Annotated in this window: 16 protein-coding genes and 1 pseudogene; 6 read left to right on the top strand and 11 right to left on the bottom strand. The window is 73.0% G+C overall.

Features of this window, described 5'->3' with window-relative positions; translation table 11 throughout:
- Positions 1-14: 14 nt before the first annotated feature.
- Positions 15-440, top strand: coding sequence for an aspartate 1-decarboxylase (gene panD, locus OO67_RS22665; protein ID WP_033302979.1), 426 nt, complete (start codon positions 15-17; stop codon positions 438-440).
- Positions 441-477: 37 nt separating this feature from the next.
- Complete coding sequence (locus OO67_RS22660; RefSeq protein ID WP_033302978.1) at positions 478-834, top strand: GNAT family N-acetyltransferase; 357 nt, start codon at positions 478-480, stop codon at positions 832-834.
- Between the two features lie 343 nt (positions 835-1,177).
- On the opposite strand, the gene OO67_RS22655 is transcribed toward OO67_RS22660, so the two are convergent.
- Entirely contained in the window at positions 1,178-2,494 is a 1,317-nt protein-coding gene (locus OO67_RS22655; RefSeq protein WP_051709668.1) for a type III PLP-dependent enzyme domain-containing protein, read from the bottom strand.
- Between the two features lie 95 nt (positions 2,495-2,589).
- Entirely contained in the window at positions 2,590-2,799 is a 210-nt protein-coding gene (locus tag OO67_RS22650) for a hypothetical protein (protein WP_033302975.1), read from the bottom strand.
- A gap of 327 nt (positions 2,800-3,126) precedes the next feature.
- Here OO67_RS22650 and OO67_RS22645 point away from each other — a divergent pair, with 327 nt between their 5' ends.
- A complete protein-coding gene (locus OO67_RS22645; RefSeq protein WP_033302974.1) occupies positions 3,127-3,675 on the top strand; it encodes a 2'-5' RNA ligase family protein in 549 nt (182 codons plus the stop codon).
- 117 nt (positions 3,676-3,792) lie between these two features.
- On the opposite strand, the gene OO67_RS40020 is transcribed toward OO67_RS22645, so the two are convergent.
- The 9 genes and pseudogenes from OO67_RS40020 to OO67_RS22610 form a co-directional block, all read right to left on the bottom strand.
- A complete protein-coding gene (locus OO67_RS40020) occupies positions 3,793-4,005 on the bottom strand; it encodes a hypothetical protein (protein WP_244300295.1) in 213 nt (70 codons plus the stop codon).
- Between the two features lie 211 nt (positions 4,006-4,216).
- Entirely contained in the window at positions 4,217-4,600 is a 384-nt protein-coding gene (locus OO67_RS40015) for a hypothetical protein (protein ID WP_244300294.1), read from the bottom strand.
- A 159-nt stretch (positions 4,601-4,759) separates the two neighbouring features.
- Positions 4,760-6,625, bottom strand: a complete 1,866-nt coding sequence (locus OO67_RS22635) for a hypothetical protein (protein WP_033302972.1) — start codon at positions 6,623-6,625, stop codon at positions 4,760-4,762.
- On the bottom strand, positions 6,622-10,470 hold the full coding sequence (locus tag OO67_RS22630) for a vWA domain-containing protein (protein ID WP_033302971.1): 3,849 nt from the start codon (positions 10,468-10,470) through the stop codon (positions 6,622-6,624). The genes OO67_RS22635 and OO67_RS22630 overlap by 4 nt, the downstream gene beginning before the upstream one ends.
- Positions 10,471-10,473: 3 nt before the next feature.
- Entirely contained in the window at positions 10,474-11,697 is a 1,224-nt protein-coding gene (locus OO67_RS22625; protein WP_033302970.1) for an ATP-binding protein, read from the bottom strand.
- Positions 11,694-16,883, bottom strand: a complete 5,190-nt coding sequence (locus OO67_RS22620; protein WP_033302968.1) for a hypothetical protein — start codon at positions 16,881-16,883, stop codon at positions 11,694-11,696. Before OO67_RS22620 ends, OO67_RS22625 begins: the two co-directional genes overlap by 4 nt.
- Complete coding sequence (locus tag OO67_RS22615) at positions 16,880-17,740, bottom strand: DUF4132 domain-containing protein (RefSeq protein ID WP_033302966.1); 861 nt, start codon at positions 17,738-17,740, stop codon at positions 16,880-16,882. The genes OO67_RS22620 and OO67_RS22615 overlap by 4 nt, the downstream gene beginning before the upstream one ends.
- Before the next feature lie 345 nt (positions 17,741-18,085).
- Positions 18,086-18,213 (bottom strand): annotated as a pseudogene (locus OO67_RS40010) (haloacid dehalogenase type II); the annotation flags it as partial.
- Positions 18,214-18,492: 279 nt separating this feature from the next.
- On the bottom strand, positions 18,493-19,512 hold the full coding sequence (locus OO67_RS22610) for a LacI family DNA-binding transcriptional regulator (RefSeq protein ID WP_033302964.1): 1,020 nt from the start codon (positions 19,510-19,512) through the stop codon (positions 18,493-18,495).
- Positions 19,513-19,825: 313 nt separating this feature from the next.
- Between OO67_RS22610 and OO67_RS22605 the strand changes: the two genes are divergently transcribed.
- The 3 genes from OO67_RS22605 (at position 19,826) to OO67_RS22595 (ending at position 25,700) form a co-directional block, all read left to right on the top strand.
- The gene (locus OO67_RS22605; protein WP_033302962.1) at positions 19,826-22,036 is read left to right on the top strand and encodes a discoidin domain-containing protein; all 2,211 of its coding nucleotides are present in this window, start codon (positions 19,826-19,828) and stop codon (positions 22,034-22,036) included.
- Between the two features lie 275 nt (positions 22,037-22,311).
- Positions 22,312-24,474: a discoidin domain-containing protein gene (locus OO67_RS22600; protein ID WP_033303025.1), complete on the top strand. Its 2,163-nt coding sequence runs from the start codon at positions 22,312-22,314 to the stop codon at positions 24,472-24,474.
- Between the two features lie 134 nt (positions 24,475-24,608).
- The gene (locus OO67_RS22595; RefSeq protein WP_033302961.1) at positions 24,609-25,700 is read left to right on the top strand and encodes a DUF1996 domain-containing protein; all 1,092 of its coding nucleotides are present in this window, start codon (positions 24,609-24,611) and stop codon (positions 25,698-25,700) included.
- The last annotated feature ends 135 nt before the right edge of the window (positions 25,701-25,835 follow it).

Raw genomic sequence — 25,835 nt, 5'->3', positions numbered from 1 at the left:
CCAGGAGTGCCCCGATGATGCGCACCATGTTCAAGTCCAAGATCCACCGAGCCACCGTGACCCAGGCTGACCTGCACTATGTGGGTTCCGTGACGGTCGACGCCGACCTGATGGACGCCGCGGATCTGCTACCCGGCGAGCTGGTCCACATCGTGGACATCGACAACGGCGCCCGCCTCGAGACCTACGTCATCGAGGGTGAGCGCGGCTCCGGCGTCATCGGGATCAACGGCGCCGCGGCCCATCTCGTACACCCCGGTGACCTGGTCATTCTCATCAGTTACGCCCAGGTCGACGACGCCGAGGCTCGTGCTTTGGTGCCGAGCGTCGTGCATGTCGACGCGCGGAACCGCATCATTGCTCTGGGCGCCGACGCGTCGGCCCCCGTGCCGGGCAGCCCTACCGAGCGCAGCCCGCAGGCCGTACCCGCGCGGACCTGATCCGCCCGCGCGTCCGCCGTACGAGGGAGCAACCGCCATGGCAGCGGAGAGCACCGCAGTGGACATCCGCGACGACCGCGAGAACGGCAAGCTGGTGGCGTACGACGGCGGTTCTGCCGCGGGGTACATCGCGTACTTCGCGATGTACCCCGAGCCCGGCGCCCTCGTCGCCGTGCACACCGTCGTCGCGCCGGAGTACGAGGGCAAGGGTGTCGCCGGAGCCCTCGCGCGGGACTTCTACGCCATGGCGGCCCGTGAGGGAGTTCCCGTCGTGCCCCTCTGCCCGTACCTCGCCATGTGGGCCCGGCGTCATCCCGAGCAGGCTCCGGAGGCTCCGGAGGAACTGGTGCGTGGGGCCGAGCGGCAGCTCGCGTCGCATCCCGAGCTGTTCTGAGGCCGACCGGGGCATCCCGGCACGGGAGCCACGGTGTGTACGTGTGGACTCGGCAGGCGAGGGCAGCCGCACGGGGAGACGGTGGAAATGAGATCCACCGGCCCCGTACGTCGCAGATGGAGGACCGAGATGACGCACCCGAATCCCGACCCCGTACCGCCCGCGCCGACGCCCCCGCCCGTTCCGGGACCGCCGACACCGGTGCCTTCGCCGCCCCCCGTACCGCCGGGTCCCGTGCCGCCCGGTCCCGCTCCCGACCCGATCCCGCAGCCGCCGAACCCCAGTCCCGACCCGGTCCCCGAGCCGGAACCGTCGCCCCAGCCGGCGGGGTGATCCGGAGTCCCTAGGGGCGCCCGCGGAGTCCCGTCAGCCCGTCGGCGAAGCGCAGTCCGCTCTCCGCCGCCACCGAATCCAGTGACTGCGCCTCGCGCACCGGGGCGAAGCGCAGGCCGCCGGAGACCCCCGCGAAGCCGTACACCGCGGGCCGGGGCAGACTGTTGTAGGCCCATGGGGTGGAGAAGTAGTACGCCCCGGTGTCGTACAGGACCACGAAGTCGCCCTCCCGCAGTTCGGGCAGCTCGCGGGCGTGGGCCACGATGTCGCCGGCGAAGCAGCACGGCCCCGCGATGTCCTGGACCATCGGCGGACCGCTCCTCGCGCGGCCCTGCCCGTCGAAGGCCCCGACCCGGAGCGGCCACGCGTCGGGCATGAAGACGGTGCGGGTGGCGACCTGCGCTCCGGCGTGGGTGAGCGCCACGCGGCGCCCGCCCGCATCTTTCGTGTACTCGACGCGCGCTCCGATGAAGCCGTTCTTGGCGAGCAGGGACCTGCCGAACTCGGTCACGAGGTCGTAGCGCCCGTCGAAGATGCCAGGAACCGCGGTCCGGAGGGCCGTCACGTACTCCGCGAAGGTGGGGCGGGTCTCGTCGTCGTTGAAGTTGACCGGCAGCCCGCCCCCGATGTCGATCCCGGTGACCCGGCGTTCGCCCAGCACCTCGTTGATCTCCTCGGCGAGCCGGTACGTCTCCGCGACGCCCGCGGCGATGAGTTCCAGCGAGCAGCCCTGCGAGCCGACGTGAGCGTGCAGCCGGGTCAGCCAGGGACGCTCGGCGAACGCCTGGACGACCTGCTCACGGGCGCCCGGGTCGCGCAGGGCAACGCCGAACTTCGAGGTCGCCGTCGCCGTACTCATGGCTCCGATGGAACCGCCCCCCACCTGCGGGTTCACCCGCAGTCCGAGGACGGATGCCGAGCCGGGCGGGCGCAGTTCGTCGATACGCCGGACCTCACCGAGACTGTCCGCGTTCACGGCGACACCGAGCGCCAGCGCCAGCCGTAGCTCGTCGCGGGTCTTGGCGGGGGAGTCCAGGACGATGTGTTCCGGGGCGAAACCCGCCTCGACCGCGAGCCTCAGTTCGCCCGGACCGGCCACCTCGCAGCCCATGCCGCAGTCGGCGAGCAGCCGCAGCACCGGGATCAGTGAGGCGGCCTTCGCGGCGAAGGTGTGCAGTACCCGTACACCCGGCTCGGCGGCGAAGGCGTCCCGTAGTGCGTCCACGGAGTCGCGTATCCCGTCCGCGTCCAGGAAGCCCGCAAGTGGGCGCTCCTCACCGAGCAGCCCCTCCGCCACCGCGAGGCGGAGCGCCTCGGCATACCTCACTGAACGCCCAGCACGCGGGGAGCCCGGAGCTGCCGGGGAATCCGGCGGTGGCGTACGGCTGGTGTCGTTGATGGGAGCCTCGCAGGTAGGCGCCTTCAGGCGATGAGCAGGACCACGGCCTCGGGTATCAGCATACGGTCGGGGCCCGGATGCCGGGCGACCGCGGGCGCAGCGAGATCGAGCGATACGCCGCGTACGGCGGCTTCGCCGCCCGGTCCGGCGGGCGCGACCTGAGCCACGGCGGCACCGGGCAGCGGCGCCCCGACGGGCTGTTCCGCAACGGGTTCCGGCAGGGCGTCGGACATACGCGGACTCCGTGGCCGGCGGACAGGGACCCCGCTATCCATCCACACCCGACCCCCGGCCGCACGCCGGGCCGGCCCGGCCGGGCGAGGCACGTTCGCTCGGACGGGCCGTACGTGCAGGGGAGCCTGCCGGCGGCTCGGTCTGCCGTGCACCGTTGCCGATCGTCCTGCGCGCGAACGCGTCCATCGACGCGACCTCCGGGGACACGTCCCTTGCCGACGGTGAAGGCCTGCGCCGGCCGGCTGCCCCGGGTCCGCACGACGCCGCTCACCCGGCATCGCCGCGCCCTTCGCGCACGTGGCGACACGAGGTCGTAAGCTGCCCGCGTGCACAGTGTGGAACTGCTGCCCGACGAGGCGACCGACCGGGCCGTCCGGGACGTCTGGCGCCGTCTGGCAGACGAGGGCCTGCCCAGCCAGGCCGCACACCGGCATCCGACCAACCGGCCGCACCTCACCCTCGCCACGGCGGACGCCCTCTCTGCCGGAGTCCATGCCCGGCTGAGACAGACGTTCGCAGGTCTTCCCGTTCCGCTGCGTCTCGGCGGGCTCCTGCGCTTCTCCGGCCGCACGCAGGTGCTGGCCTGGGCGGTCCAGCCCGACGACGTACTGGTCCACCTGCAGGAGACCGTGTGGCGCGTCGTGCGCGAGGCACCGCGCAGCGGCCGGCCAAACCCCCTCCTCGACCCTGTCCGATGGGTCCCGCACATCACACTCGGCCGGGGGCGGGACACGGCGTGGGCCGTCCCCGACGACCGACTGCTCCCCGCAAGGGCGGACGGCACGGCAGCCGCGACGGGCCTTTGGACCGAAGCGCGGTACTACGACTCGGTCACCCGCACCACGGGCCGCCTCGGCCCAGGCCCGAAACCCTGAGCGCAGGAGGGCTCTGACGCCGTGCACGGGACCGTAGGGGGCCGTCAGGCCCAGGCGGACACGAAGATGGAAGGCGCACGCGCTCCAGGGCTGGGAAAGGAGGCACGCGGCTCGTCATCAGTGTGCCCAGGGCAGACGAACCGCCTCGATTTCGGAGTCGTTCAGCAATGCTGTGATGAGGGCGGGTGAACCGGCGACCTTGGTGGCCCACAGGTCGTAATCCGTGCACAGGACCCATGAGCGGTCGGCGGCCCAGAGATTGGACGGACTGAAGTCCGCGTCGGACTGGTCGTACAGGAGTCCGGTGTCGCCGAGCCGGCCCGCACGCACGTGCAGGTCGTCGAAGTCGGTGGCTCCGAGCGTCAGCGGGTGGTAGTAGGCCAGACAGCGGGTTTCCGGGCCTGCGGGGCTGTACTGGACGAGGACGGCGATCAGCCGGTTCCAGGTCTCACGGTCCAGGCTTCCTTCGGTCGGGGCGGGATCATGCTCAGTGGCCGGCTGCCCTCCTTCTCGCCCGAGGGGAAGCAGCGGTAGGACGGCATCAGCCCGACGGGCACCATCGGGTCGCCGGTCCGCCGGGCAAGCTCGGCCCGACGCAGCCGCCGCCAGCCAGGGCCGGGATGCCGGGCACGGCCCAGACCTCCCCCCCCCCCGTGGCGATGCTCACGTCGTCGAGGCCGTTGCTCCCGACCATGTGGAGCTGGGTGCTCCCCTCGGCAGGACGTGCCTGGTGGTACTCGTCGTACGACACGTCGACCGGCCCGTGCTCGTGCTCGTACATGGCGTTGAGCACCCAGACCGCGTCAGGCATCGCCGGGGGCATGAACCCGGTAGGACCGTCGCCACACAGGTCCAGCAGCCAGTCGGTGGCCCCGGACGGCACGAGCGGCCACAGGTCGGGCAGTGGGTTCGGTCCCTCGGACATCCGCTCGTGGTCCCAGGTGCGGATCCGGCCTTCTGCGAGGGGCCGACGTGCCGCCGCCCCGAACCCGCCGCCCGAGCCCGCTCCGAAGGGGGCGGCTGAGAGTCCCCGGTGCCCCCATACGGACAGGGCGGGCGGGAACTGGACCTGCGCTGCGCCTCTTCAGCCCTGCACGGTTTTCGCCATGGCCCGTTCCGGCCACTGGTCCGGGGCGGGTGGCGCCGCGGCCGGACCCTCCCGCGTCGGTTCCCAGGCCGCCGCGCACAGGGACTCGGCCACGGCGGCTGTGTAACGGGCTGCGGTGAGCCAGGAGGTGGCGAAGCCGTCTGTGTCGACAGGGAGGAGGCGGCCGAAGAGGTCGCGATCGCGTCGGGCCGCTGAGGTGACCAGGGCGGTGAGGAGTCCGGCGGCGGTGGGGAGGCCCGCGCGGCGGATGCGGCGGGCCTCGGTGGTGACGTCGCCGAGCATGCCGAGGGCGGCGCGGCCCGCCGGGACCGTCTGTTCGACCCGGCGCTCCAGGAGGTACAGGGGCGAGTGCGCGCCGGTCCCTCCGGGCTGTGGTGGGGCCGGGTACACGGGGGCAGCCGGGTCCGGGAGGTCGGCGCGGCGCAGGCGGTCGAGGCCGAGGTCGATCGTGCCCTCGCCGGTGGGGTGCGAGCAGGCGAGGAGGATGAGCCGGGGGTGAGGGGCGGGCACCAGGCGGCCGATGATCCTCAGCCGTGTCCCCGGCGCCGTGGCCAGCAGCATCAGGTTGTCGCGGTGGGCCAGCGCGGGGTTGTCGTCGGCGACGGCGAGCCGGACGGGAAAGTCCCCCTCGCACCGCGCGAGCAGGCAGGCGCCACCCGACTCCCGCACGGCACCGAGGAGTTCGACGTCCAGGAACAACAGGTCGCTGCCGCCGCCGTCCGGGTCCGCATAGCGGGAGGTGGACCGCAGGGCGCGAACGGCCTGTTCGGACGGCGGTGTCTCCCACAGGGAGGCGAGCGGCTGCTCCGTCCATGCCGCGCCCCTGGCGCTGACGGCCCTGACACCCTTCCCGGCGCCCAGCCTGCCGTCCGGCGAGACCGTCGCCCCCGAGACCGCCAGGCCGGCCCGGCCCAGCTCCCGGTGGGTGAGCGCGCTGTCTCCCAGGCGCACGGCCCGGTCGGCCACGCCCAGGGCACGCCCGGCGCCCCCGGGGGCCACGTCGCCGACCGTGCAGAGGCGGCCCTCGGATGTGGCGACCCAGGTGCGGACGCCGCCGTGCCCCGAGTCGGTGACCACGGGTTCCGTGAACAGGCCGTACAGGCGCAGCGACCCGTCCGGGCTGTACGGGCGGCGCGCGCGGCCTCTGACGGCGGCCAGCTCCGCCCCGTACGCCGTCCCCACTCGGTGTGCGGTGCCCAGGAGTTCGGCCAGGGCCGTGACGAGGTCGGCGGTGCGGTAGGACGGGTCCCCGGCGCGGGCCGCGCGCAGCAGTGTGACGACGGACAGCGCGGCGCCCGCGGCGCGCGGCAGGTGCCGGAGCCGGGCGGTGTGCGCGGCGCGGAGAAGGGCCGACTGGGCGACGGCGCCTGCCCCGTCGACGCCGGCCTCCAGCACGGCGGCGCCCGCCGACCACAGGGCATCGGCCGCGGCACGCTGGGCCGGACTCGCCACCTCGGGCGAGGAGACGGAGTCGGGGGGAGGGGCGGAGTCCGTTGCGGAGGCGGGTTCGGGGACCGCCCGGGTGGGCTGGTCGGCGAGTTCCGGCGCCGGGACCGCTGTGGGGGCGGCGCAGGCGGCGGCCGCGCGGTGGACGCATGCCGGGGCGAGGAGGCAACCGCAGACGACGTCGTCCACCGTCGCCACCACGCCGCCCGGGGCGTGCAGGCGCAACTCGGTCTCGTCGTCGACCACGATCGTCACCGTGTCCCCGTCGCGGTGCGCCGGGCGGGCGCCGAGCTTGGTGACTGCCGCGTCCAGCCGCTTGCGCAACCGGGGCGAGAGGTGCTCCACCAGCGTGGCCGTGACCTCCGGCGCGACGGGTGGCAGTGGGGCGGCGTTCATGCGGTCTTCTCCCCTATCCAGCGGGCCAGTTCGAGTGGGCTGAGGGCGGCCACGGGCATGCCGGCGGCCACGAGCTGCCCGGCGACGCCCGTCGAGTAGCGGGGACGGCCGGCGTCGTCGAGACTCGCGCACCCCAGGACGTGGCAGCCGGTGGCTACCAGAGCCCGCACCTCGGCCAACAGGCCGCCGAGCGGCGCGCCCTCCTCGAAGTCGCTGATGACGACGACGAGGGTGCGGGAGGGCACCGCGACCAGGCTGCGGGCGTGCCGCAGCCCGGCGGCGATGTGCGTGCCCCCGCCCACGCTCACCTCCAGCAGGAGGGAGAGGGGATCGCGCACATGGCCGGTGAGGTCGACGACCTCCGTGGAGAAAGCCAGGAAATGGGTGCTCAGGGTCGGCACCCCGGCGAGCACGGAGGCGGTCAGCGCGGACCAGATCGTGGACGCCTCCATGGATCCGGAGACGTCGGTGACCAGGATCAGACGCCAGTCGGCCGACCGCCGGCCGCGACTGCGGAACACCGGCCTCTCGGGGATCACCTGAACCGTTCCTTCGGCCGTCCGGCGGGCGGTGGCCAGGTTGGCGCGCAGCGTGCGCGGCAGGTCCAGCCGACCGCCGGGCCGGCGGGTCGGCCTGGCCAGCATGGTGCCGGTGAGGGCGGGTCGCAGCCGTGTGGCGAGCTGCCGGGTCAGTTCGTCGACCAGGTGGCGGACCAGAGGCCGGAGCGCCGCGAGGCGGGCTTCGGGCAGGCCGCCGGCGTACCGCAGGATCGTCCGGAGCAGATCCACCGAGGGGGTGGTGGCCGCCGGGTCGAGTTCGGCGAGGACGTCCTGCCGCCCTGTCGCGGCTGCGGCGGCGAGGACCTCCTCGCGTACGCCCGGGCCGAACAGCGCGGCGAGTTCCTCGGACCACTCACGGACGCCGGGGAACGACGGTTCCCGGCCGCCGCGCGGTCCGGGGCCGCCACCGTGGTCGGGCAGGCCGCTGCGGGATCCCTCGCCGTGTCCAGCGCCGTAGAGCTCGTCCAGAGCGGTCGCCAGGCGGGCGGCGCCGGACGGCAGCCGGTCGGTTCGTCGCCCGAGCACGAGCCGCCACCGGTCGGCGGGCGCGAGGGTCCGCGCGGGGCCGGCCTCGGTGGAGGGTGCGAGGGCGGGGGGCGTTCCTGCGGGGGCGTCGGACAGCGGTGGGTCGTCGTGCGCGAGTGGTGGGAGGGGCAGACCGAGGCCGGTCAGAAGCTCGCGGGCCGCGAGGTCGGCGGCCGCGCGGTGGGCCAGCTCGGCCGGATCGTCCGCGTCGAGGGTGTCCACCCGTTCGCCCAGCCGCTCCTCGACGGTATCCAGCAGCCGGTCCCGGGCGGCCGGGCTCAGGGTGTCGAAGCCACCGCGCAGGGCCGGCAGCCGGGCCAGGAACGCGTTGTCCTCCAGCTCGACGACCCGGTGCAGCAACGGGTCCAGGGCGCCGACGCCGACGGCCAGGAGCGGGCCCGCCACCGTCAGGACGCCGGTGAGGCGGGCGGTGAGCCTGGCCCGGGAGGCGCTGTCCACGGCCCCGTCCACCCAGGAGGCGACGCGTCCCCCGAAGGTCTCGGCCTCTTCGTGGCCCGTGAGTACCCTGACTGCTCCGGCGGCCGCGGCGATCAACGGGGTGCCGTCGGCGGCCAGCCGGGCGAGGGCGTCGGTGAGCCGGATGCCGCCCACCCGGTCGGCCCGCTGGGCCAGTTCGAGCAGCGCCCGGGCGTCCTCGGTCTCCTCGGAGCCGGTCAGGCCGTCGACCTGGCGGACCGCAGCCGAGGTCAGGAGTTCGGCGGCGCGCGCGGTGCGGGCGGCATGGGCGGATACGGCGGCGGTGGCGTGCGGGGCCGAGGGGCCGTCGGGCGCGGCGGGGCCCGGCAGGTGGCCGGCGTCGATGCGATCCAGCAGGTCGAGCCCGGCGAGGAGTTCGGGAAGGGTGCCACTCGCGGGGAGTACGGCCGCCAGCTCCGTCAGCCGTTCGTCGGCCAGGGCGGGGAGCCCGCACTCGGCGGCCTCCGTGAGGCCGCCGACGACCTGGGCGGCCGTCGGACCGCCCTCCGCGCGCTCGGCCGCGCGCCGCTGCCGCAGCACGCCCTCGGCCGCCTGGGCCGACGTGACGCCGCGGGCCCCCGCCGCGGTGAGCATCGCGGCCGTTGCCGGGGTCCACCGCACCTGCCATCGCGTGGTGAGTCCTTCCGAGCCCGCCGCGCCGGTCACCGCCTGTTCCCTCGCGTAAGGGATGCCGCACACCGTCAGCCTGCGCAGCAGCAGCTCGCGGCGCCGGTCCAGCGTGGAGCGGGCCGGGTCGAGCCGGAGGTCGCGCGGTGTCTTCTCGTACGCGTCCTCCGGGCCGGGGAGGGAGAGCGCCGCGGTCTCGGCCTCGACGGCGGGGCCCAGTCCGCCGCGCGGAGCGGCGGGCGCGGGCCGCCCGGTGCGGGCTCCGACGAGTACGTGTTCGAGGGCCTGGGCGACGGCGCGGCCCGTCCCGTAGGTCTCGCCGCGCCCCAGCACCGTCTGCACGGCTTCCAGGAGTTCACCGCGGCCGGGGGCGGGCAGGTCGCGCAGGCGGGCCAGGTCGCCGGCCACCCGGACGACCTCCCGGCCGTCCGCCGGGCCGTAGGGATGACCCTGTTCCCGCAGGGCGGCGCAGACGCGTACCGCGGTGCGGATCAGCGCCTCGTGCAGCGCGGCCGGGTCCCCGGCGGCGTCCAGGACGGTGTGCTGCCACTCCGGGTCCCGGATGCCGGCCGGGTAGCCGGACCGTGAGTCGAGCAGCGGGTACGTGTACGGGACCAGGGAGACCGTGCACGCGGCCGTCCCGGCAGCGCCGTTCGCGTGGGCGTCCGTGCCCGGCTCGGGCGTGGTTCCGGACGCGGAGCGCGCGTCCGGTGCCGGGTCCCCGGAGGCGGACGGCAGCAGTGCCGGGGTGTGGAAGGCTCCCACCACCACGGCGGGCCGCCGTCCGCCCGCCAGGGTCTCGGCGACATGTCCGCGCATACACGCCTCGCGCGCCAGGTCCGTGCCGCTCACCCCGCCCCGTGCCTCGGCCTCGTGCCGCAGCGCCCAGCCGGTGAGCAGGGCGGCACGGCGGAGCGCCTCGGGTGTCGAAGCGGGCGCGCGTGCCTCGACCAGCCGGTCCCACAGGTCGTCGCCGTCCCGGCCGGTGAGCCGTGACCGGAGCGCGGCGGACAGCCCGCGCCCCTCTCCTGGCACGGGCGCGGAGTCGGCGCCCGGGGCAGGGGCGGGGGTGTCCGGGCCGCCCCCGGCCCACGCGCGGTCGGCCAGCGGCAGATCGCAGGCCACGGCCGGGACCCCGTTCTCTGCTGCCCAGCGCAGGGCGACCAGTTCGGGTGAGAAGTCCGCGAACGGGTAGAAGGCAGGCCCCCGTTCGCCTGCCGAGCCGGGCCCGTCGGCGGGCACGGCGGCCAGTGCCACCGGGGCCTCGGTCTCCTCGTGAGCGAGCCAGCCCAGCCAGGGCTGGAACTCGGCGGGCAGCTCGACGAGGAGGACGTCGGGGGCCGCCGCGTCCAGCAGCGCCGGGAGGGCGGCCGCCAGCGAGGGCGCGTGGTGGCGCACCCCGATCAGGAACGGTGCCCCGGGTCCGGTCGCCGCGAGGGCCGCCACCGCGGCTTCCGGGGTGGCCTCCTCGGCCGGCGGGCCCTGCGCCGGGGAAGCGGCCGGCGCACCGGCGGTGGGCGACACCTCGGGTGTGGACGGCGTCTCGAGGGTGGACCGTGTCCCGGGGGTGGATCGCGTCTTGGCGGTGGACCGAGTCTCGGGAGTGGACCGAGTCTCGGCAGTGGACCGCGTCTCGGGGGTGGTCGGCTCGCTCATCCGTCAGTTCTCCAGCGCCGCGCGCAGGTCCCACAGAGCACGCCAGGTAGCCGACCCCTGTTCCGCGCGCCTGCGCACCGGCCCGTCCCAGTACCCCAGCAGCCGTGCCGCGTCGGTGGGGTCGTCCTTCCGCACGACGCCGAGCAGATGGCCGGGCAGGAGGGAGAGCACGTCCCGGTCGCCAGGGAAGTAGGCGGCGGCCAGGCCCAGGGAGCCGGCGACGGAGACCGCCTCCGCCGTGCTCATCACCGTGGAGGGGCGCTCGACCTCCCAGCCCTCCACTGAGCGGCCCTCGCGCAGGTCCCGGAAGGCCGTGACCAGGGCTTCGAGGACCGCGTCGTCCACCTGGTAGGCGGCGCCCACGCGTTCGACGGCTGCCCGCGACTGGCGCCGGACCAGCGCGGTCTCGGCGTCCACGTCCCCGATGGGGCCCACGGTCTCGAAGTTGAAGCGCCGCTTCAGCGCCGCCGACATCTCGGAGACGCCCTTGTCCCGCAGGTTGGCGGTGGCGATGAGGGTGAACCCTGGGGCCGCGTGCACCTGGGCACCCTCGCCGCCCGCGAGTTCGGGAACCGCGATCCGCCGCTCGGAGAGCAGCGACACGAGGGCGTCCTGGACCTCCGGCAGGCAGCGGGTGACCTCCTCGACGCGGGCGACGGCGCCCCGCGTCATGGCGGTGAGTACCGGGGAGGGCACCAGGGCCTGCTCGGAGGGGCCCTGGGCGAGCAGCAGTGCGTAGTTCCAGCCGTACTTGAGCTGGTCCTCGGTGGTGCCCGCGGTGCCCTGCACGGTGAGCGCGCTGGTCCCGCAGACGCCCGCCGACAACAGCTCGGAGAGCATGGACTTGGCGGTGCCGGGTTCGCCCACGAGGAGGAGTCCGCGCTCTCCGGCAAGGGTGACCACGCACCGTTCGACCAGTGCGCGCTCGCCGACGAACTTCTGCTCGATCGCCAGGCGGCGCGGCACCCCCTCTCCGGGCAGGGCGCCCTTCGGCAGGCTCAGTGCCTCGCCCGCGCTGCCCATCACGAAGGTGACGACGGCGCGCGGGGTGAGCAGCCAGCCGGGAGGGCGGGGCCCGGAGTCGTGGGCGGCGAGGAAGGCCAGCTCGGTGGCGTACCGGTCCTCGGGCGGCGTGATCTGGCGGTGCTCCCGGCCGGGCGCCGTCGCCTGGTCCGGGATGCCGCCCGTGGTGGTGCCGTCCAGGGTGGTCGTGGTGTCGTCGGTCATCGGCGGCGGCCCTTCCGGGTTGCGCGGGTGTCGAGTTCTTCGAAGGCGGGGGCGTCGCCGCCCCGGGCCCGTGCCCAGGCGGCTGCGAACAGTGCGGGCACGGGGAGGTGGGGCAGGATCCGGGTGGACCCGGCCACGGGGTACAGGCGTTCCTTCCAGGTCTCCAGCGGCAGCCCGGGGGCGCCGCGTTCGAGCCAGCCGCAGGGGAGGAACAGGGTGCGGCCGGCGCGGGAGCGCTTCGCCTCCACCACGAGGTCGGTGGCGGCGAGCTCAGCCCTGGCCTTCTTGACCCGTGCCGGCTTCCACCCGGTCCAGCGGACGCAGTTGCGGTCCGTCGGGTCGGGCAGGGCGAGCAGCATCAGGTAGAGGGCGGCGGTGTCCGCGCTCAGGCCGAGGACGTCGACGACCTCCGCCACCAGGTCGGGCACCGCACGTGTCGGGTCCTGGGCCGGGTGGTGCGGGGAACCGTCGGTTGCGCCCGCCGAGACCAACGCGTCGGTCTCCTCACCCAGCAGCGCGCGCAGAGCGAGCACATCGCCGGTGCTGTAAGGGCTGACGATGCCTTCGACGAGGCCGAAGGCCGGGTCGTCGGGGCCTGTCAGGCCGGCCGGGCGAATCAGCAGCTTCTCGTTGCTGCCGTGGCCTGGGACGAGGAGCAGCGCCGTGCCGGCCCGGACCAGACCGTCGGCGTCGGCGCCGCCGGACTCGGGGAGCCCGTGGGCGGCGCGGATGGCGGCGCCGATGGAGTCCCCCGAGTCGCTCCAGTCCAGACCGAGGTCCAGCACCAGGTCCTGGTCGGCGAGGCGGCCACGCAGGGTCGCGAGCCCGACGGGCAGGTGCGCCCGCAGGGGGTGTCCGTACGGCAGCGTGTAGGCGAGGGTGCGCAGGGCGGTCAGGGCCGTGTGGACGGCACCGCGTGCGCTCACCCGGCGCAGGCCCGGGCGACCGGTTCCGTCCCGCATGTCGGTGCCGTGGGCGAGCCAGGTCCGGTGGCCCGCGTTGAGGACCAGGTCGACGGCGCCCGGGGTGGTGCCCGAGAGGTCGAGGTCCAGCTCTTCGGGGACACGGACGAGGGAGGCCAGGCGCTTCTGCCAGACCTCGGCGGCGGCCTGGACGTCGGGGCCCGTGGACCACAGCTCGGCCGGGTCCGCGGGCAGCAGAGCCCGGAGAACGGCGTGCCGGTCGTCACGGGGCAGGGCGGCCAGCCTGGCCCGGGTCGCCTCGAAGGCACGTGTCTTCGCCCCGAGCAGCGCGAGCGCGTCGGCGCCGGGCTCCTCGACGGCTGCCGACAGCAGGGCGGCGGCCTGGAGAGGACCGATCCCGGTGGCCGTGTGGAACGCCTCGACGGCCTCCGGGCGCCAGGGTGCCGGGCCCTGCTTCCGTACCAGGGCGGTGAGCCGGGTGAGCCGGTCGCGGGCGATGCCCTGCCGGTACACGTGCTCGCGGTCCAGGGTGAAGCCGGGGACGGGGCCGAAGGCACCGGTCGGGTCATGGTCCAGGGCGAGCCAGCACGCCGCGTCGTTCCGGTAGTTCCGGCCGCGGTGGGCGACGATGACGACGGTGCGGGCGCCCTTGCGCAGCACCTGGCCGAGGCGGTGCACGGCCTCGGGTCGTCCCGGCCCGGCTGCCCCTCCGACGAACGGCTCGACGAGCTCCACCTGCCGGACCGTGCCCGCCGGGTCGGCCAGCGGACCTGCGGCGAGGGTGTCCAGCAGCACGAGAAGGCCGGCGCGGTGCTCGGGGGAGGTGGCTTCCGAGGCGGCCCGGTAGGCCAGTTCGGGCAGCTCGTCGAGGAGGAAGGTCCAGGCCAGGGCGTCGGCCGGCACGGTGTACTCGTCCCGCTGCCAGCCGTCCACGGCGGTGAACGGGGCCTTGGAGGGTATGGCCGGGCCGAACGCCGGCTCGCCGCCCAGGACGTGATTGACGGCGAGGATCTGCCGGATCACGGTCCACCGGTTCCCGACTCCGCCCCAGTGGCCGTGCATCCGCTCGGAGCCCCAGGCAGAGGCGTTCCGCAAGGTCGCGTCGTCGCCGTGCTCGGGCGAGTGGTCGAAGAACATGCCCTGGACGCGTGCGGTGTTCCGGGGGGTGGCCGGCTGCGCGGGCTGGGGTGGTTCCAGGTAACGGAAGACTGCGACAGCCCGGTCCACGGCGTTCCGGACGATCGCGGTGACGCCCGCGAGGAACCGTGTGTCGGACACCTCGGGCAGCGCCCGGGCGACAGCCTCCTCGCTCAGTTCCCGCGCCGAGGGCCCGGTGTACTCCTCGACGGCCCGGAACGCCTCCGCGTGCTGGGCGACCGCGTCGACGACCTCCTTGAACAGCTCGTCCGCGCGGGAGTCCGTCATGGCGCGCAGGGCGGCGGAGCCCCGCTCGTCCCTCGGGCGCAGGGCGTGCCAGTAGGCAACGGGAGGCAGGTAGGGGGTTCCCGCAGCGTTGTTCCCGCCGGAGGAACCGGGGATGACGGACCACAGACTGCCCCCGATACCGTCCGTGTCCGCTGGGTGCGCCTCGACCGAGCGGTGGCGCAGGGCCACGACCGGCCGCGATCCACCGGGCAGGGTGAGGGCGCCGAGCGGCACCGGTGAGCCACCGTCGGGCATCGGGTGCGGCAGGGTGACCGTGTGGCCGTCGGGGGTGCCGGCGGCGGTCCGGTGCCCCTCCGCGGGGGCGGCCGTGCCGGCCTCGGTCACGGTGCGGCGGACCCAACGGCCGAGGACCGTGCCGTCCGTGCCGAACGGGGTGGTCTCCAGACCGGGCTGGAGGGGCAGCACCTGGCAGTGCTCGGCGAGCAGCCGGGTGCCTTCCCGCACCCCGGAGCGGAGGAAGGCGGGGAGGGAGGCACGGCCGTGCGTGCCGACGGCCGGGTCGTACTCCAGCCACACCCGCTGCGTGCCCTGGTGGCCTTCCCGCCAGTGACCGGTGCCGTCGGAGATGACGGCGCGCTGGGGCGGAAGGGAGGTGTCGCCCGCGTGCAGGGCCTTGCCGCCGGTGGCGCGGCCGCCACCGGGCAGCGGCAGGCAGACCTCGTCCCAGGGGCCGGAACCGCTCCAGCGGGGAGTCTGCTCGCCGCCGACGGTGAACACCTCGGAAGGGCGGTGCGACCAGTAGCCGCGCTGCTTGCCGTCCTCCCACCAGATGACCAGCAACTCGCCGTCGGCGTACCGGAAGGAGAGCGTCCGCCATTGGTCGGCGGTGGCGGGCAGCCGCAGGGTGTGCCGCAGCAGAACGCCGTCCGGGCCGACGACGACGGCCCGTTCGAGCGTGTTCAGGATCAGCGCGGGCCAGGCGCCGGTGACGCCGACGCCCTCCGAGCGCCGGTGCCGCGGACCCGCGGCGGCGGCCTCTGCGGCCTCGGCGGCCAGCTCGGCGTAAGCCTCGTCCAGTGCGGACCAGCCCAGTTCGTCGAGGACGCCGGTGCGCAGCGTGGAGGCGAGCAGCGGCACGACGTCGTGGCCCTCGAGGAGTCGCACGGCCTCCGGAGCGACGTCCGCGACCACGGAGCGGAACGCCGAGAGCTTCTGGAGGGCGGTGTGCAGCCCGGGGAGCCCGCGCGCGCCTGTGTACTCCTCCGCGCAGGCGGTCAGCCACTCCCGCAGGATTCCGGAGAGCACCGGGTGTTCCGCCAGCCTCGCCATGCCGATGTCACCCAACCCCTGGCCGTGCCGGCCGCCGAGACCGCCGATGTTCCGTTTCAGAAGGGCACGGAAGGCCGGCCGTTCGGCGACGGCGGTGAGATCCCGCGCACCGGGCGCGGTGTCGGTGAGCCACGGGCCGCAAGAGAGCTGGAGGGAGCGTGCGACGGTGTCCTCATGGTCGTCCGGTTCGGCGACGGGGACGCCGGACGCCAGGCAGAGGTCGAGAAGGTCCAGGTCGGCGGTGCGCTGCCAGCGCCCCTGGAAGAGCTCGACGGGGCGTCCGTCGGCGCGCAGCCGGTCCGCCATCCGAGCGGCCAGGTCGAGCGTCTGCGGGCTGCGGGCCGCGGTGGCCCGGTTGCGCCGGCGGTGTGCCTCCCAGCGGGCGAGCCAGTCCGCCGGGGAGACGGAGGCATCGGAGGAGCTGTCGGTCTGGGAGGCGCCCGGGAGACCGGTCAGCAGGTCCTCGGCCTCGGCCTCGGCCAGCAGCGTGAGCCAGCCGGATTCACCGTCCGTGCCCTGGCCGCTCTCGCTGAAGGTCTCCGGGAAGAATCCGAGGAGCCTCGCCCGCACGGCAGCGTCCCGCCGGGCGAGGGCGATGAGCGCGGCACGGTAGGCCGCCCAGAACGAGGCGGGGGCGCGGACGATCCCCGGGGAGCCGATCAGATCGGCCACCAGGTCGCGTTCGGCGGCCTCGCGGTCCAGCCCGGCGGCCTTGACCAGCGCGCGCACGTCCTGCGGCAGCGCCGCGTACGGGGGCATGCCGGCAGCGCAGCGCTCGACCAGCAGACGGCGGAACTGCGCCCAGGCGTCCGCCGGTGCGAGCCGGGCCACCAGGTCCCGCACGTACTGTCGCAGCGCCTTGACCGTCAGCGCGCCGGCGAAGGCGAACTCCAGGAAGACGGCCCGCTGCCGGTCCTCGTCCACGACCAGCCCGTGCACCCGCTCGGCCTCGCGTGCCTTGCCGAAGAAGGAGGCGGCGTAGGTGGTGTTCTCGGCCTGGAGGAAGAGGCGTGCCACCTGCTCGTAGTAGGTGGGGAGAAAGTGGGGCACGGCCCGGCCGAGCCGGGTGCCGAGTGCGTCGAAGCCCTCCTTGGCCGCTCCGGCGCGGGTCCTGGCCTGCCTGCCCAGCCGCTCGATGTCCTTGACCAGGGCCAGGGCGTGGTGCCCGTTGGCCGGGTCGTTGACCAGTGCCCAGGCCGGGAAGCCCAGCGTCTCGCGGCGCACCTGGCCCACGACGGGGGCTTCGGCGGTCCGGGCCAGCCCGAGGAAGTCCAGGGCCAGGTCCTCGGCTTCGCCGAGGGTGCCGGGCACGAGCCGGACCACGGGGCGGTCGCCGAGGGCGGTGTGCGTGTAGGTACGGGCGGTCAGCGCGTCGGCGTCGTCCCGGTCGGTGGTGCCGGCCGGGAGGATCGCGCCCGCGTTCAGCATGGCCGCCGCGCGTGTCTCGGCGGCAGGGACGGAGGTGCTCTCGCCCTGGGTCCGGGCGGGGAGGAACGCCGCGCCCGCTGCCGTCGTCTTCGCGTTCGTGTTCGTCGTCGTGGTGCTCATGCCGCTCGCTCCTCGTCCTGCACGTCGCGGCCGGCGTACAGCGCCGCCGCCATGCGCATGCCCTCGGACCACGCGACGGGGCCGACCTCGGCGGCCGTCAGCGCGCGCCCCGCAGGGTCGGTCCAGCCCAGAGGGCCCGTCTCGGTGCCGTACTCGTCGTATCCGTCGTGTTCGCCGATCCAGATGCGTGCCTCGGCGGTGGCTCCGTCCTCGACGACCGGGCAGACCGCGTATCCGCCGCGCGACCGGTACCCGAGTTGGGTGACACGGCCGTGCAGGAAGCGCAGTTCCTTGAACTCGCCGCCGGCGTAGGTGTCCACGGAGGTGGTGTCCGGGGCGAGGTCCGGCGTGCGGCGCCAGACTTCGCGGAACAGCTGCTCCACGTTCTGGCGCACCCCCAGTTCGACCGCGAACTCCCGCAGCTCGTCGAGGTCGTCGAGGAGGACGGGGTGGGGCACGCTGACGACGTCCGGGGTGATGCGGACGGAGTCGCCGTCCAGGTCGACGAGGCCGAGACCGCGGTCGGGGTCGACATCGCGCAGGAACCCGGCAACCCCACCGTCCGCGCCGGTGACCACCACGTCCCGCAGGGCCTCCTGCCACGCCGGGTCGGGCCAGACCCGGGCGAGCACGGCTGTGGGGACGGGCAACGAACGCACCATCCACTGCTCGACGTCGGTCAGGCACTGGCGTTCGTGCCGCTCCAGCCACTCGGTCAACTGCCGTAGACCGACGACCGCCGGGTCGTCCTTCAATCTGGCCGGAACGGACTTCAGCCGCCGGCCCTTCCCGTTGCGGCAGACCACCTCGCCCGCCTCGAGGGCGACTTCGTAGTCGCCCGCCGGAACCCACCCCATGCGCTGTTCTCCCCGTCGTTCCGGACGGCCGCCGGACGGCGGCACGCTGATGAAACCCGTCAACGGCAACGCACCGTGACGAGTGGGAGAGACTCTAGGCGGACCCAGTGACAATGAGGTTCGGGCCCCCTCCGCTCAGTCGTAGGGGCCCGCACAGCAGAAGGGGCCGCCCGGCAGGGCCCACCGTCCCGCCGAGGCCCGCGATGCCACGGAACCCACCCGGCGCAGCCAACGGGACGCCAGGAGTGAGAGGGCACGGGCGACCGGGGGTCTCGCGCTGTGCCGGGCGGCCGTCACGGTCGTCCGCGCCGAGGCGGGCAAGCCGGTGGCCCTGCATTGCGACCAGGCGCGCAGTTCGAACTCGTCCGAGGAGGTGGGTGGATCGCCCACAGGGCGGGTGACGCAGGCGGTGCGCAGGCCGACGCTCTGCGCTCCGCGCAGTCCCAGGCGTGGGCGGCGACCAAGCGCTTGGGGCTCGTCCACGTCGACCACGCCACCCAGAAGCGGACCGTGAAGACGAGCGGCCGGCGCTACCCGGAGATCATCCGCAGCCACCCGTCAGATCCGCGCGTAACGGGGCCTCGTAGCCGAGTGACCCCGGTGACCAGGGTCGCTCGTGCGCAGTAGGAGGAAGCAGACGTCCTTCCGGGCGCTCCGGCTCCGAGCCCGTCCGCCCCCAGGCCGAGGGGCCGCAGCCGTACCTGGGCGCACGGCGCGGCCCGTCGTGTCCGGCGTACGCCGTCCGCGGCGGCTCAGGCCGACTCGCGCACCACGAGCTCGGCGTCGAAAAGCACCGATACGGGCTCGGTGTGCATCCCTTGGATGTGCTCCGAGAGAAGTCGAGCCATCGCGACGGCCATCTTCTCCACCGGTTGGCGCACCGTGGTCAGAGGAGGGCGGCACGTCACCGCCACGCTCGAGTCGTCGAAGCCGATGACAGCCACATCCTGGGGGATCCGCTTGCCCCGCTCACGCAGGAACTGGCACGCCCCCTGAGCCATCAGATCGTTCGCGGCGAACACGCCGTCGACGTCCGGGTGGTCACTCAACAGTTCCGCCATGGCCGCCGCACCGCTGTCGAGCGTGAAGTTGCCTTCCACCACAGGAACGTCGACCACCCCGGCGGAGGCCAGCGCCGCGCGGAAGCCGTCGAGACGGTCACGGGCGGCGGGGATCGACTGGGGGGCCGAGATCGTCGCGATCTGCCGGCACCCCCTGGCCAGAAGATGCTCGGCTGCCAGCCGGGCTCCTTCGGCGTGCGCGAGGTCGACATGGCTGACGGTGTGCGGATGTTCGGGGCGGGCGAAGAGCACCACGGGAATCCGGGCGGCGGTCAGCATCTCCGGCAAGGGGTCGGCGGCCTGGATGGACACGACCAGCGCACCATCCGCGGTGCCCTGGCTCAGATACTCGACGACCTGTTCCCTGGCGGCATCGGACTCGGCGACCAGGAGTACCGGATGCATCGCGTGCGACCGCAGATACCCGACCACGCCGCTGACCACCCGGCCGAAGAACGGGTCGGCGAAGACGCGTGAGGTGTAGGCGTCGCCCGCCCCGGAGATGATCAGCGCGACCGTCTCGGTCCGCTGGGTGACGAGCGACCTGGCAGCGCGGTTGGGCCTGTATCCCGTCTGCTCGATCGTGTGGCGGACGAGTTCCTGGATGTCGGGGTCCACATTGCGGATCCCGTTCACGACCCGGGACACCGTTGCCCGCGACACTCCCGCCTGCCGTGCGACATCCTCCAGCGTCGGGCCCTTTCTGCTCATACGCGGAACCCTAGCGTGCCGTTCCGCTCGCGAAGCAGCCGAGCTGACGCATATGCGGGGGGGGATTCGGGCCCTCCCACCCGGCAGGCCGCTGCGGTATGCCGTGGCCCGGCACAGTCCGTACCGGCCCGTCGGCGCCAACTGGGTCGCAACAGGGCATCTGTTGCTCATCGCGGAGTCATCCGACCGCATGCAGTCTTGCACTTAATGGAAGACTAAAGAAAAGTCGGTCCGAGTCCTTGACCGCACCCGCAGGAACAGGCCAAGGTCTGGAGAGCGCTCTCCCGTTCCAGGTTTGTTAAGGAGCCCTTTCATGCCTGTTGGCATACCGGTCGCAGCACCATCCCGCAGACGCCCTCCTCTTCCGGCCCGTAAGGGCATCGCCGGGGCACTCGCCGCCGCCGTTGTGGGCAGCCTGCTCGCACTGGCCCCCGCCACGACGGCACATGCCGCTCCCGCCGCTCCCACCCTGCTCTCGCAGGGGAGGACGGCCACCGCCTCCTCCACCGAGGGCCCCGCGTTCGCCGCGAGCGCCGCGGTGGACGGCAACGTCACCGGCACCCGCTGGGCCAGCTCCTGGCAGGACGCCCAGTGGCTCCAGGTCGACCTCGGCAAGAGCGCCACGCTCAGCCGCGCCGTCCTGACCTGGGAAGGCGCCTACGGCAAGAGCTACCAGATCCAGTCCTCGGAGAACGGCACCGACTGGCGGACCGTCACCGCCGTCAGTGCCGGCGACGGGGGCACGGACGACGTCACCTTGTCCGGGACCGGCCGCTACATCCGTATGAACGGCCTCACCCGGGCCACCGCATACGGCTTCTCGCTCTGGGAGTTCCAGGTCTACGGCAGCACCGACGGCAGCGGCCCGACGCTGCCCGGCGGCGGTGACCTCGGTCCCAACGTGCACGTCTTCGACCCGTCCACACCCGGCATCCAGACCAAGCTGGACCAGGTCTTCCAGCAGCAGGAGTCGGCCCAGTTCGGCTCCGGCCGGCACGCCTTCCTCTTCAAGCCGGGCACGTACAACAACCTCAACGCGCAGATCGGCTTCTACACCCAGATCGCCGGCCTCGGTCTGCGTCCCGGTGACACCACCATCAACGGTGACGTGACCGTGGACGCCGGCTGGTTCAACGGCAACGCCACCCAGAACTTCTGGCGCGGTGCGGAGGGTCTGACCCTCAACCCGGTCAACGGCACGAACCGGTGGGCGGTCTCGCAGGCGTCCTCGTTCCGTCGGATGCATGTCAAGGGCGGCCTCAACCTGGCGCCGAACGGCTACGGCTGGGCCAGCGGCGGCTACATCGCCGACTCCAAGGTCGACGGGCAGATCGGCAACTACTCGCAGCAGCAGTGGTACACCCGGGACAGCTCCATCGGCAGCTGGTCCAACAGCGTCTGGAACCAGACCTTCTCCGGCGTCGAGGGTGCTCCGGCCACCTCCTTCCCCGAGCCCCGCTACACGACGCTCGACACGACCCCGATCTCCCGCGAGAAGCCGTACCTCTACCTGGACGGCAACGAGTACAAGGTGTTCGCGCCCGCCAAGCGCGTCAACGCGCGTGGCACCAGCTGGGCGAATGGCACCCCACAGGGCGAGTCCATCCCCCTGAGCCAGTTCTACGTGGTCAAACCCGGCGCCACCGCCGCCACCATCAACCAGGCGCTCGACCAGGGCCTGCACCTGCTGTTCACGCCCGGCGTCTACCACGTCGACCGGACCATCAACGTGAACCGCGCGAACACCATCGTGCTCGGCCTCGGACTCGCCACCATCATCCCGGACAACGGCGTAACCGCGATGCGGGTCGCCGACGTCGACGGCGTCCGGCTGGCCGGCTTCCTGATCGACGCGGGGCCGGTCAACTCCCCGACCCTGCTGGAGATCGGGCCGCAGGGCGCAGCCGCAGACCACGCCGCCAACCCCACCACCGTGCAGGACGTGTACATCCGCATCGGCGGGGCCCACGTCGGCAAGGCCACCACCAGCATGGTCGTGAACAGTGACGACGCGATCATCGACCACACCTGGGTCTGGCGCGCCGACCACGGCGATGGCTGGGGCTGGGAGACCAACCGCGCCGACTACGGCGTCCGGGTCAACGGTGACGACGTGCTCGCCACCGGCCTGTTCGTCGAGCACTTCAACAAGTACGACGTCGAGTGGTACGGCGAGCGCGGCCGCACCATCTTCTACCAGAACGAGAAGGCCTACGACGCCCCCAACCAGGCCGCCATCCAGAACGGCACCACGAAGGGGTACGCCGCCTACCGCGTGGACGACTCGGTGAACACCCACGAGGCGTGGGGGCTTGGCAGCTACTGCAACTACAACGTGGACCCGACCATCGTCCAGGACCACGGCTTCAAGGCGCCCGTCAAACCGGGCGTGAAGTTCCACAGCCTCCTGGTGGTGTCCCTCGGCGGGATGGGCCACTACAACCACGTCATCAACAACACCGGGGCGTCCACCATCCCCGCCGGCACCTCGACCGTGCCGTCCACCGTCGTCTCCTTCCCCTGACGGACCATCGCCTCTCCGCCGGACTTCGGTAACGCGACGGAGCCGACCGCAACTCCCCGGGCCGGGTGAACAGTCCCCGCGCCCCGGCCCGGGGCACTTCCCGCACCACCCCACCAGCCAGGGCGTCCTGACCCAGGCACGTCACCCAAGGTGACAGGGGCATGACATTCCCGTCGGGCCCGAGAGAGCGCTGCATCGGCGGGTGAGCCCTTCCGGAAGCTGGTCGCACGTCACCGCCCTTCACCTCAGGAGCCGCAATGTTCCATCCCCCCTCCATGACCGCACCAGCCCGCCGCAAGCGCGGCGCGGCGGCTGCCCTCACCCTCGGAGCGCTTCTCGCCTCCTCCCTCACCACCCTCGCCACCGCCCCCGGCGCGAGCGCTGCCGAGTCCCTGCTGTCCCAGGGCAAGCCGGCCACGGCCTCCTCGCAGGAAGGCGAGGCCTTCTCCGCCGCCGCCGCGGTCGACGGCAACCTGACCGGTACCCGGTGGGCGAGCCAGTGGAGCGACGCCCAGTGGTTCCGGGTCGACCTCGGCGCGAGCAAGAGCCTGAGTCGCGTCGTCCTGACCTGGGAGGGCGCGTACGGCAAGGACTACGAGATCCAGGTCTCGGACAACGGCACCGACTGGCGTACGGCGAAGACCGTCACCGGCAGCGACGGCGGCACCGACGACCTCGCGATCTCCGGCTCCGGCCGGTACGTGCGCATGAACGGCCTCGCCCGCTCCGGCGGCTACGGCTACTCCCTGTGGGAGTTCCAGGTCTACGGCGCCGACGGCGGAACCAACCCTCCGCCGGGCGGCGCGGTCAAGGTGACCGGCTCGCAGGGCAACTGGCAGCTGACCGTCGGCGGACAGCCGTACACCGTCAAGGGTCTCACCTGGGGCCCGGCCATCGCAGACGCCCCGAAGTACATGCCGGACCTGAAGTCCATGGGCGTCAACACCATCCGCACCTGGGGCACGGACGGTGGCACCAAACCGCTGCTCGACTCCGCGGCCGCCCAAGGGCTGAAGGTCGTCAACGGCTTCTGGCTCCAGCCCGGCGGCGGCCCCGGCTCCGGTGGCTGCGTCAACTACGTCACCGACACGACGTACAAGAGCACCATGCTCACCGAGTTCGCCAAGTGGGTCGACACCTACAAGTCCCACCCGGCGACGCTGATGTGGAACGTCGGCAACGAGTCCGTCCTCGGCCTGCAGAACTGTTACAGCGGCACCGAGCTCGAGGCCCAGCGCAACGCCTACACGACGTTCGTCAACGACGTCGCCAAGAAGATCCACTCCATCGACCCCGACCACCCCGTGACCTCGACGGACGCGTGGACCGGAGCCTGGCCGTACTACAAGCGCAACGCCCCGGACCTCGACCTGTACTCGATGAACGCCTACGGCGACATCTGCGGTGTGCGCCAGGACTGGATCGACGGTGGGTACAACAAGCCCTACATCATCACCGAGACGGGGAACGCCGGTGAGTGGGAGGTGCCCGACGACGTCAACGGCGTCCCCGACGAGCCCACCGACGTCCAGAAGGCCGAGGGCTACACCAAGGCCTGGGACTGCATCACCGGGCACCGGGGCGTCGCGCTGGGCGCGACGATGTTCCACTACGGCCTCGAGCACGACTTCGGCGGCGTCTGGTTCAACCTCCTCCCGGATGGCCTCAAGCGCTTGTCGTACTACGCGGTGAAGAAGGCGTACGCCGGCTCCACCACGGGCGACAACACCCCTCCCGTCATCACCAACATGACCGTCACCCCGGCCACCGCGGCCCCGGCGGGACGCGAGTTCACGGTGCGCGCCGACATCCGCGACCCCGACGGCGACCCGATCACACCCAAGATCTACCTGAGCGGAAACTACGCCAACGGCGACAAGCGTCTCGTCGACGCGCAGTACCGCTCCCTGGGCAACAACACCTTCGCCGTCACCGCGCCCGAGAAGCTCGGCGTGTGGAAGGTCTACATCCAGGCCGAGGACGGCCGCGGCAACGCCGGCATCGAGACGAAGTCCGTCAAGGTCGTCGCCCCGCCCGTCACCGGCACGAACATCGCCCTGAACAGGCCCGCCACCGCCTCCTCCGCCCAGGCCTCCTACGGCGACTGCCCCTGCCCCGCCTCCAACGCCTTCGACGGCAACACCGGGACGCGCTGGGCCAGCGACTGGAGCGACCCGCAGTGGATCCAGGTCGACCTCGGCTCGGCCAAACCCATCCGCACGCTCCAGCTCGTCTGGGACCCCGCCTACGCCAAGTCCTACGAGGTCCAGGTCTCCGACAACGGCACGACCTGGCGGACCGTCCACACCACCACCTCCGGCAACGGTGACATCGACACCATCGAGGCCGCCACCACCGCCCGGTACGTCAAGCTCCAGCTGACGGCCCGCGGCACCGGCTGGGGCTACTCGCTCCACGAGTTCGGCGTCTACAGCTGACGAGCCGGACCCCACGACGGGTGGCGGGGCCCGCCGCTCGGCCCCGCCACCCCGGCACCACCGCACGGGAACCCATCACATCAGTCGCGTGGCGTGTTCGCGTCCACGCGCCCCCCCATGGGCAGGAGATCCCCATGAGATCGAGTCCGAAAAGGCTCCCCGCACTCCTCCTCGGTACGGCCCTTGTCGCCAGCGTCCTCGGCATCGGCACCATGGCCTCCGCCGCGGACACGGACAACAGCGCCCCGCCCTCCGCCGTCGCGGCCGACGCCCACAGCGGACACGTCATGGCCGCGTCCACCCAGGCCTCGGGCGACGACGCCGACGGAGACGGCTACATACCGGCCGTACCCCAGGTCACCGGAGTCATTCCGTCCACAGCCACCCCGCCGCCGGCCTACCACCACGAGTTCCAGGCCGGCTGCGCCGTCACCCACACCGCCCCGGACGACCCGATCGTCTACCCGGGCCAGTTCGGCAAGTCGCACGACCACACGTTCATGGGCAACACCTCCACCAACGCCGCCAGCACCACCGGCTCGCTCTACGGAGGGAACACCACCTGCAAGGCGCCCGCGGACGCCTCCGCGTACTGGATGCCCTCGCTGTACAAGGGCGACCAGAAGATCCTGCCCGCCGGCCCGCAGGTCATCTACTACAAGGCCGGCGTCACCGACTACCGGAGCGTCCGTCCCTTCCCCAAGGGGCTGCGGTTCGTCGTCGGCAACCCGATGCAGAGCGCCCAGGAGTTCCGCAGCCACAAGGGCTTCGTCGAGGGCTGGGAATGCGGTGACAGCTTCTTCAACACCGACATCCCGGCAAGCTGTCCGAACCGGCCCGACGTGCAGCTCAACCTGCGCATGCAGGCACCCAGCTGCTGGAACGGCCTGTACCTCGATACCCCCGACCACAAGAGCCACATGGCCTACCCGGTGGTCAGGCCCGGCACCAACGACAACATGTGCCCGGCCTCCCACCCCGTCGCCCTGCCGATGATCGAGTTCAAGATGGCGTGGCCGGTCAACGGCGACATGTCCCAGGTCCGCCTGGCCAGCGGCCGCGGCTACTCCTTCCACTACGACTTCTTCAACGCGTGGGAGGAGCGCACCCTCAAGGCCCTGGTCGACCACTGCATCGTCGGCGGCCTGCAGTGCGACACACGGGGCTTCGACCTCTACCGCCCCGAACGCGGGACCGTGCTGAACGCGGACCACCGACTGCCCTGAGCCGGTCGGCGATGCGCACCGGCCCGGTCGCCCTCTCCCGTACTCGGGGCGACCGGGCCTTCCGTGTGCGCAGGTGACGGTTGATCAGCAGGAGACATGACGTGGGCCCCTCGCGGACGAAAGCTTGGAGAGCGC

The sequence above is a fragment of the Streptomyces atroolivaceus genome (assembly GCF_000717025.1).
In the GTDB taxonomy this organism is placed as follows: Bacteria; Actinomycetota; Actinomycetes; order Streptomycetales; family Streptomycetaceae; genus Streptomyces; species Streptomyces atroolivaceus.
The sequence above is the reverse complement of the archived record's forward strand: the minus strand, read 5'-3'. Positions and strand labels throughout refer to the sequence as shown.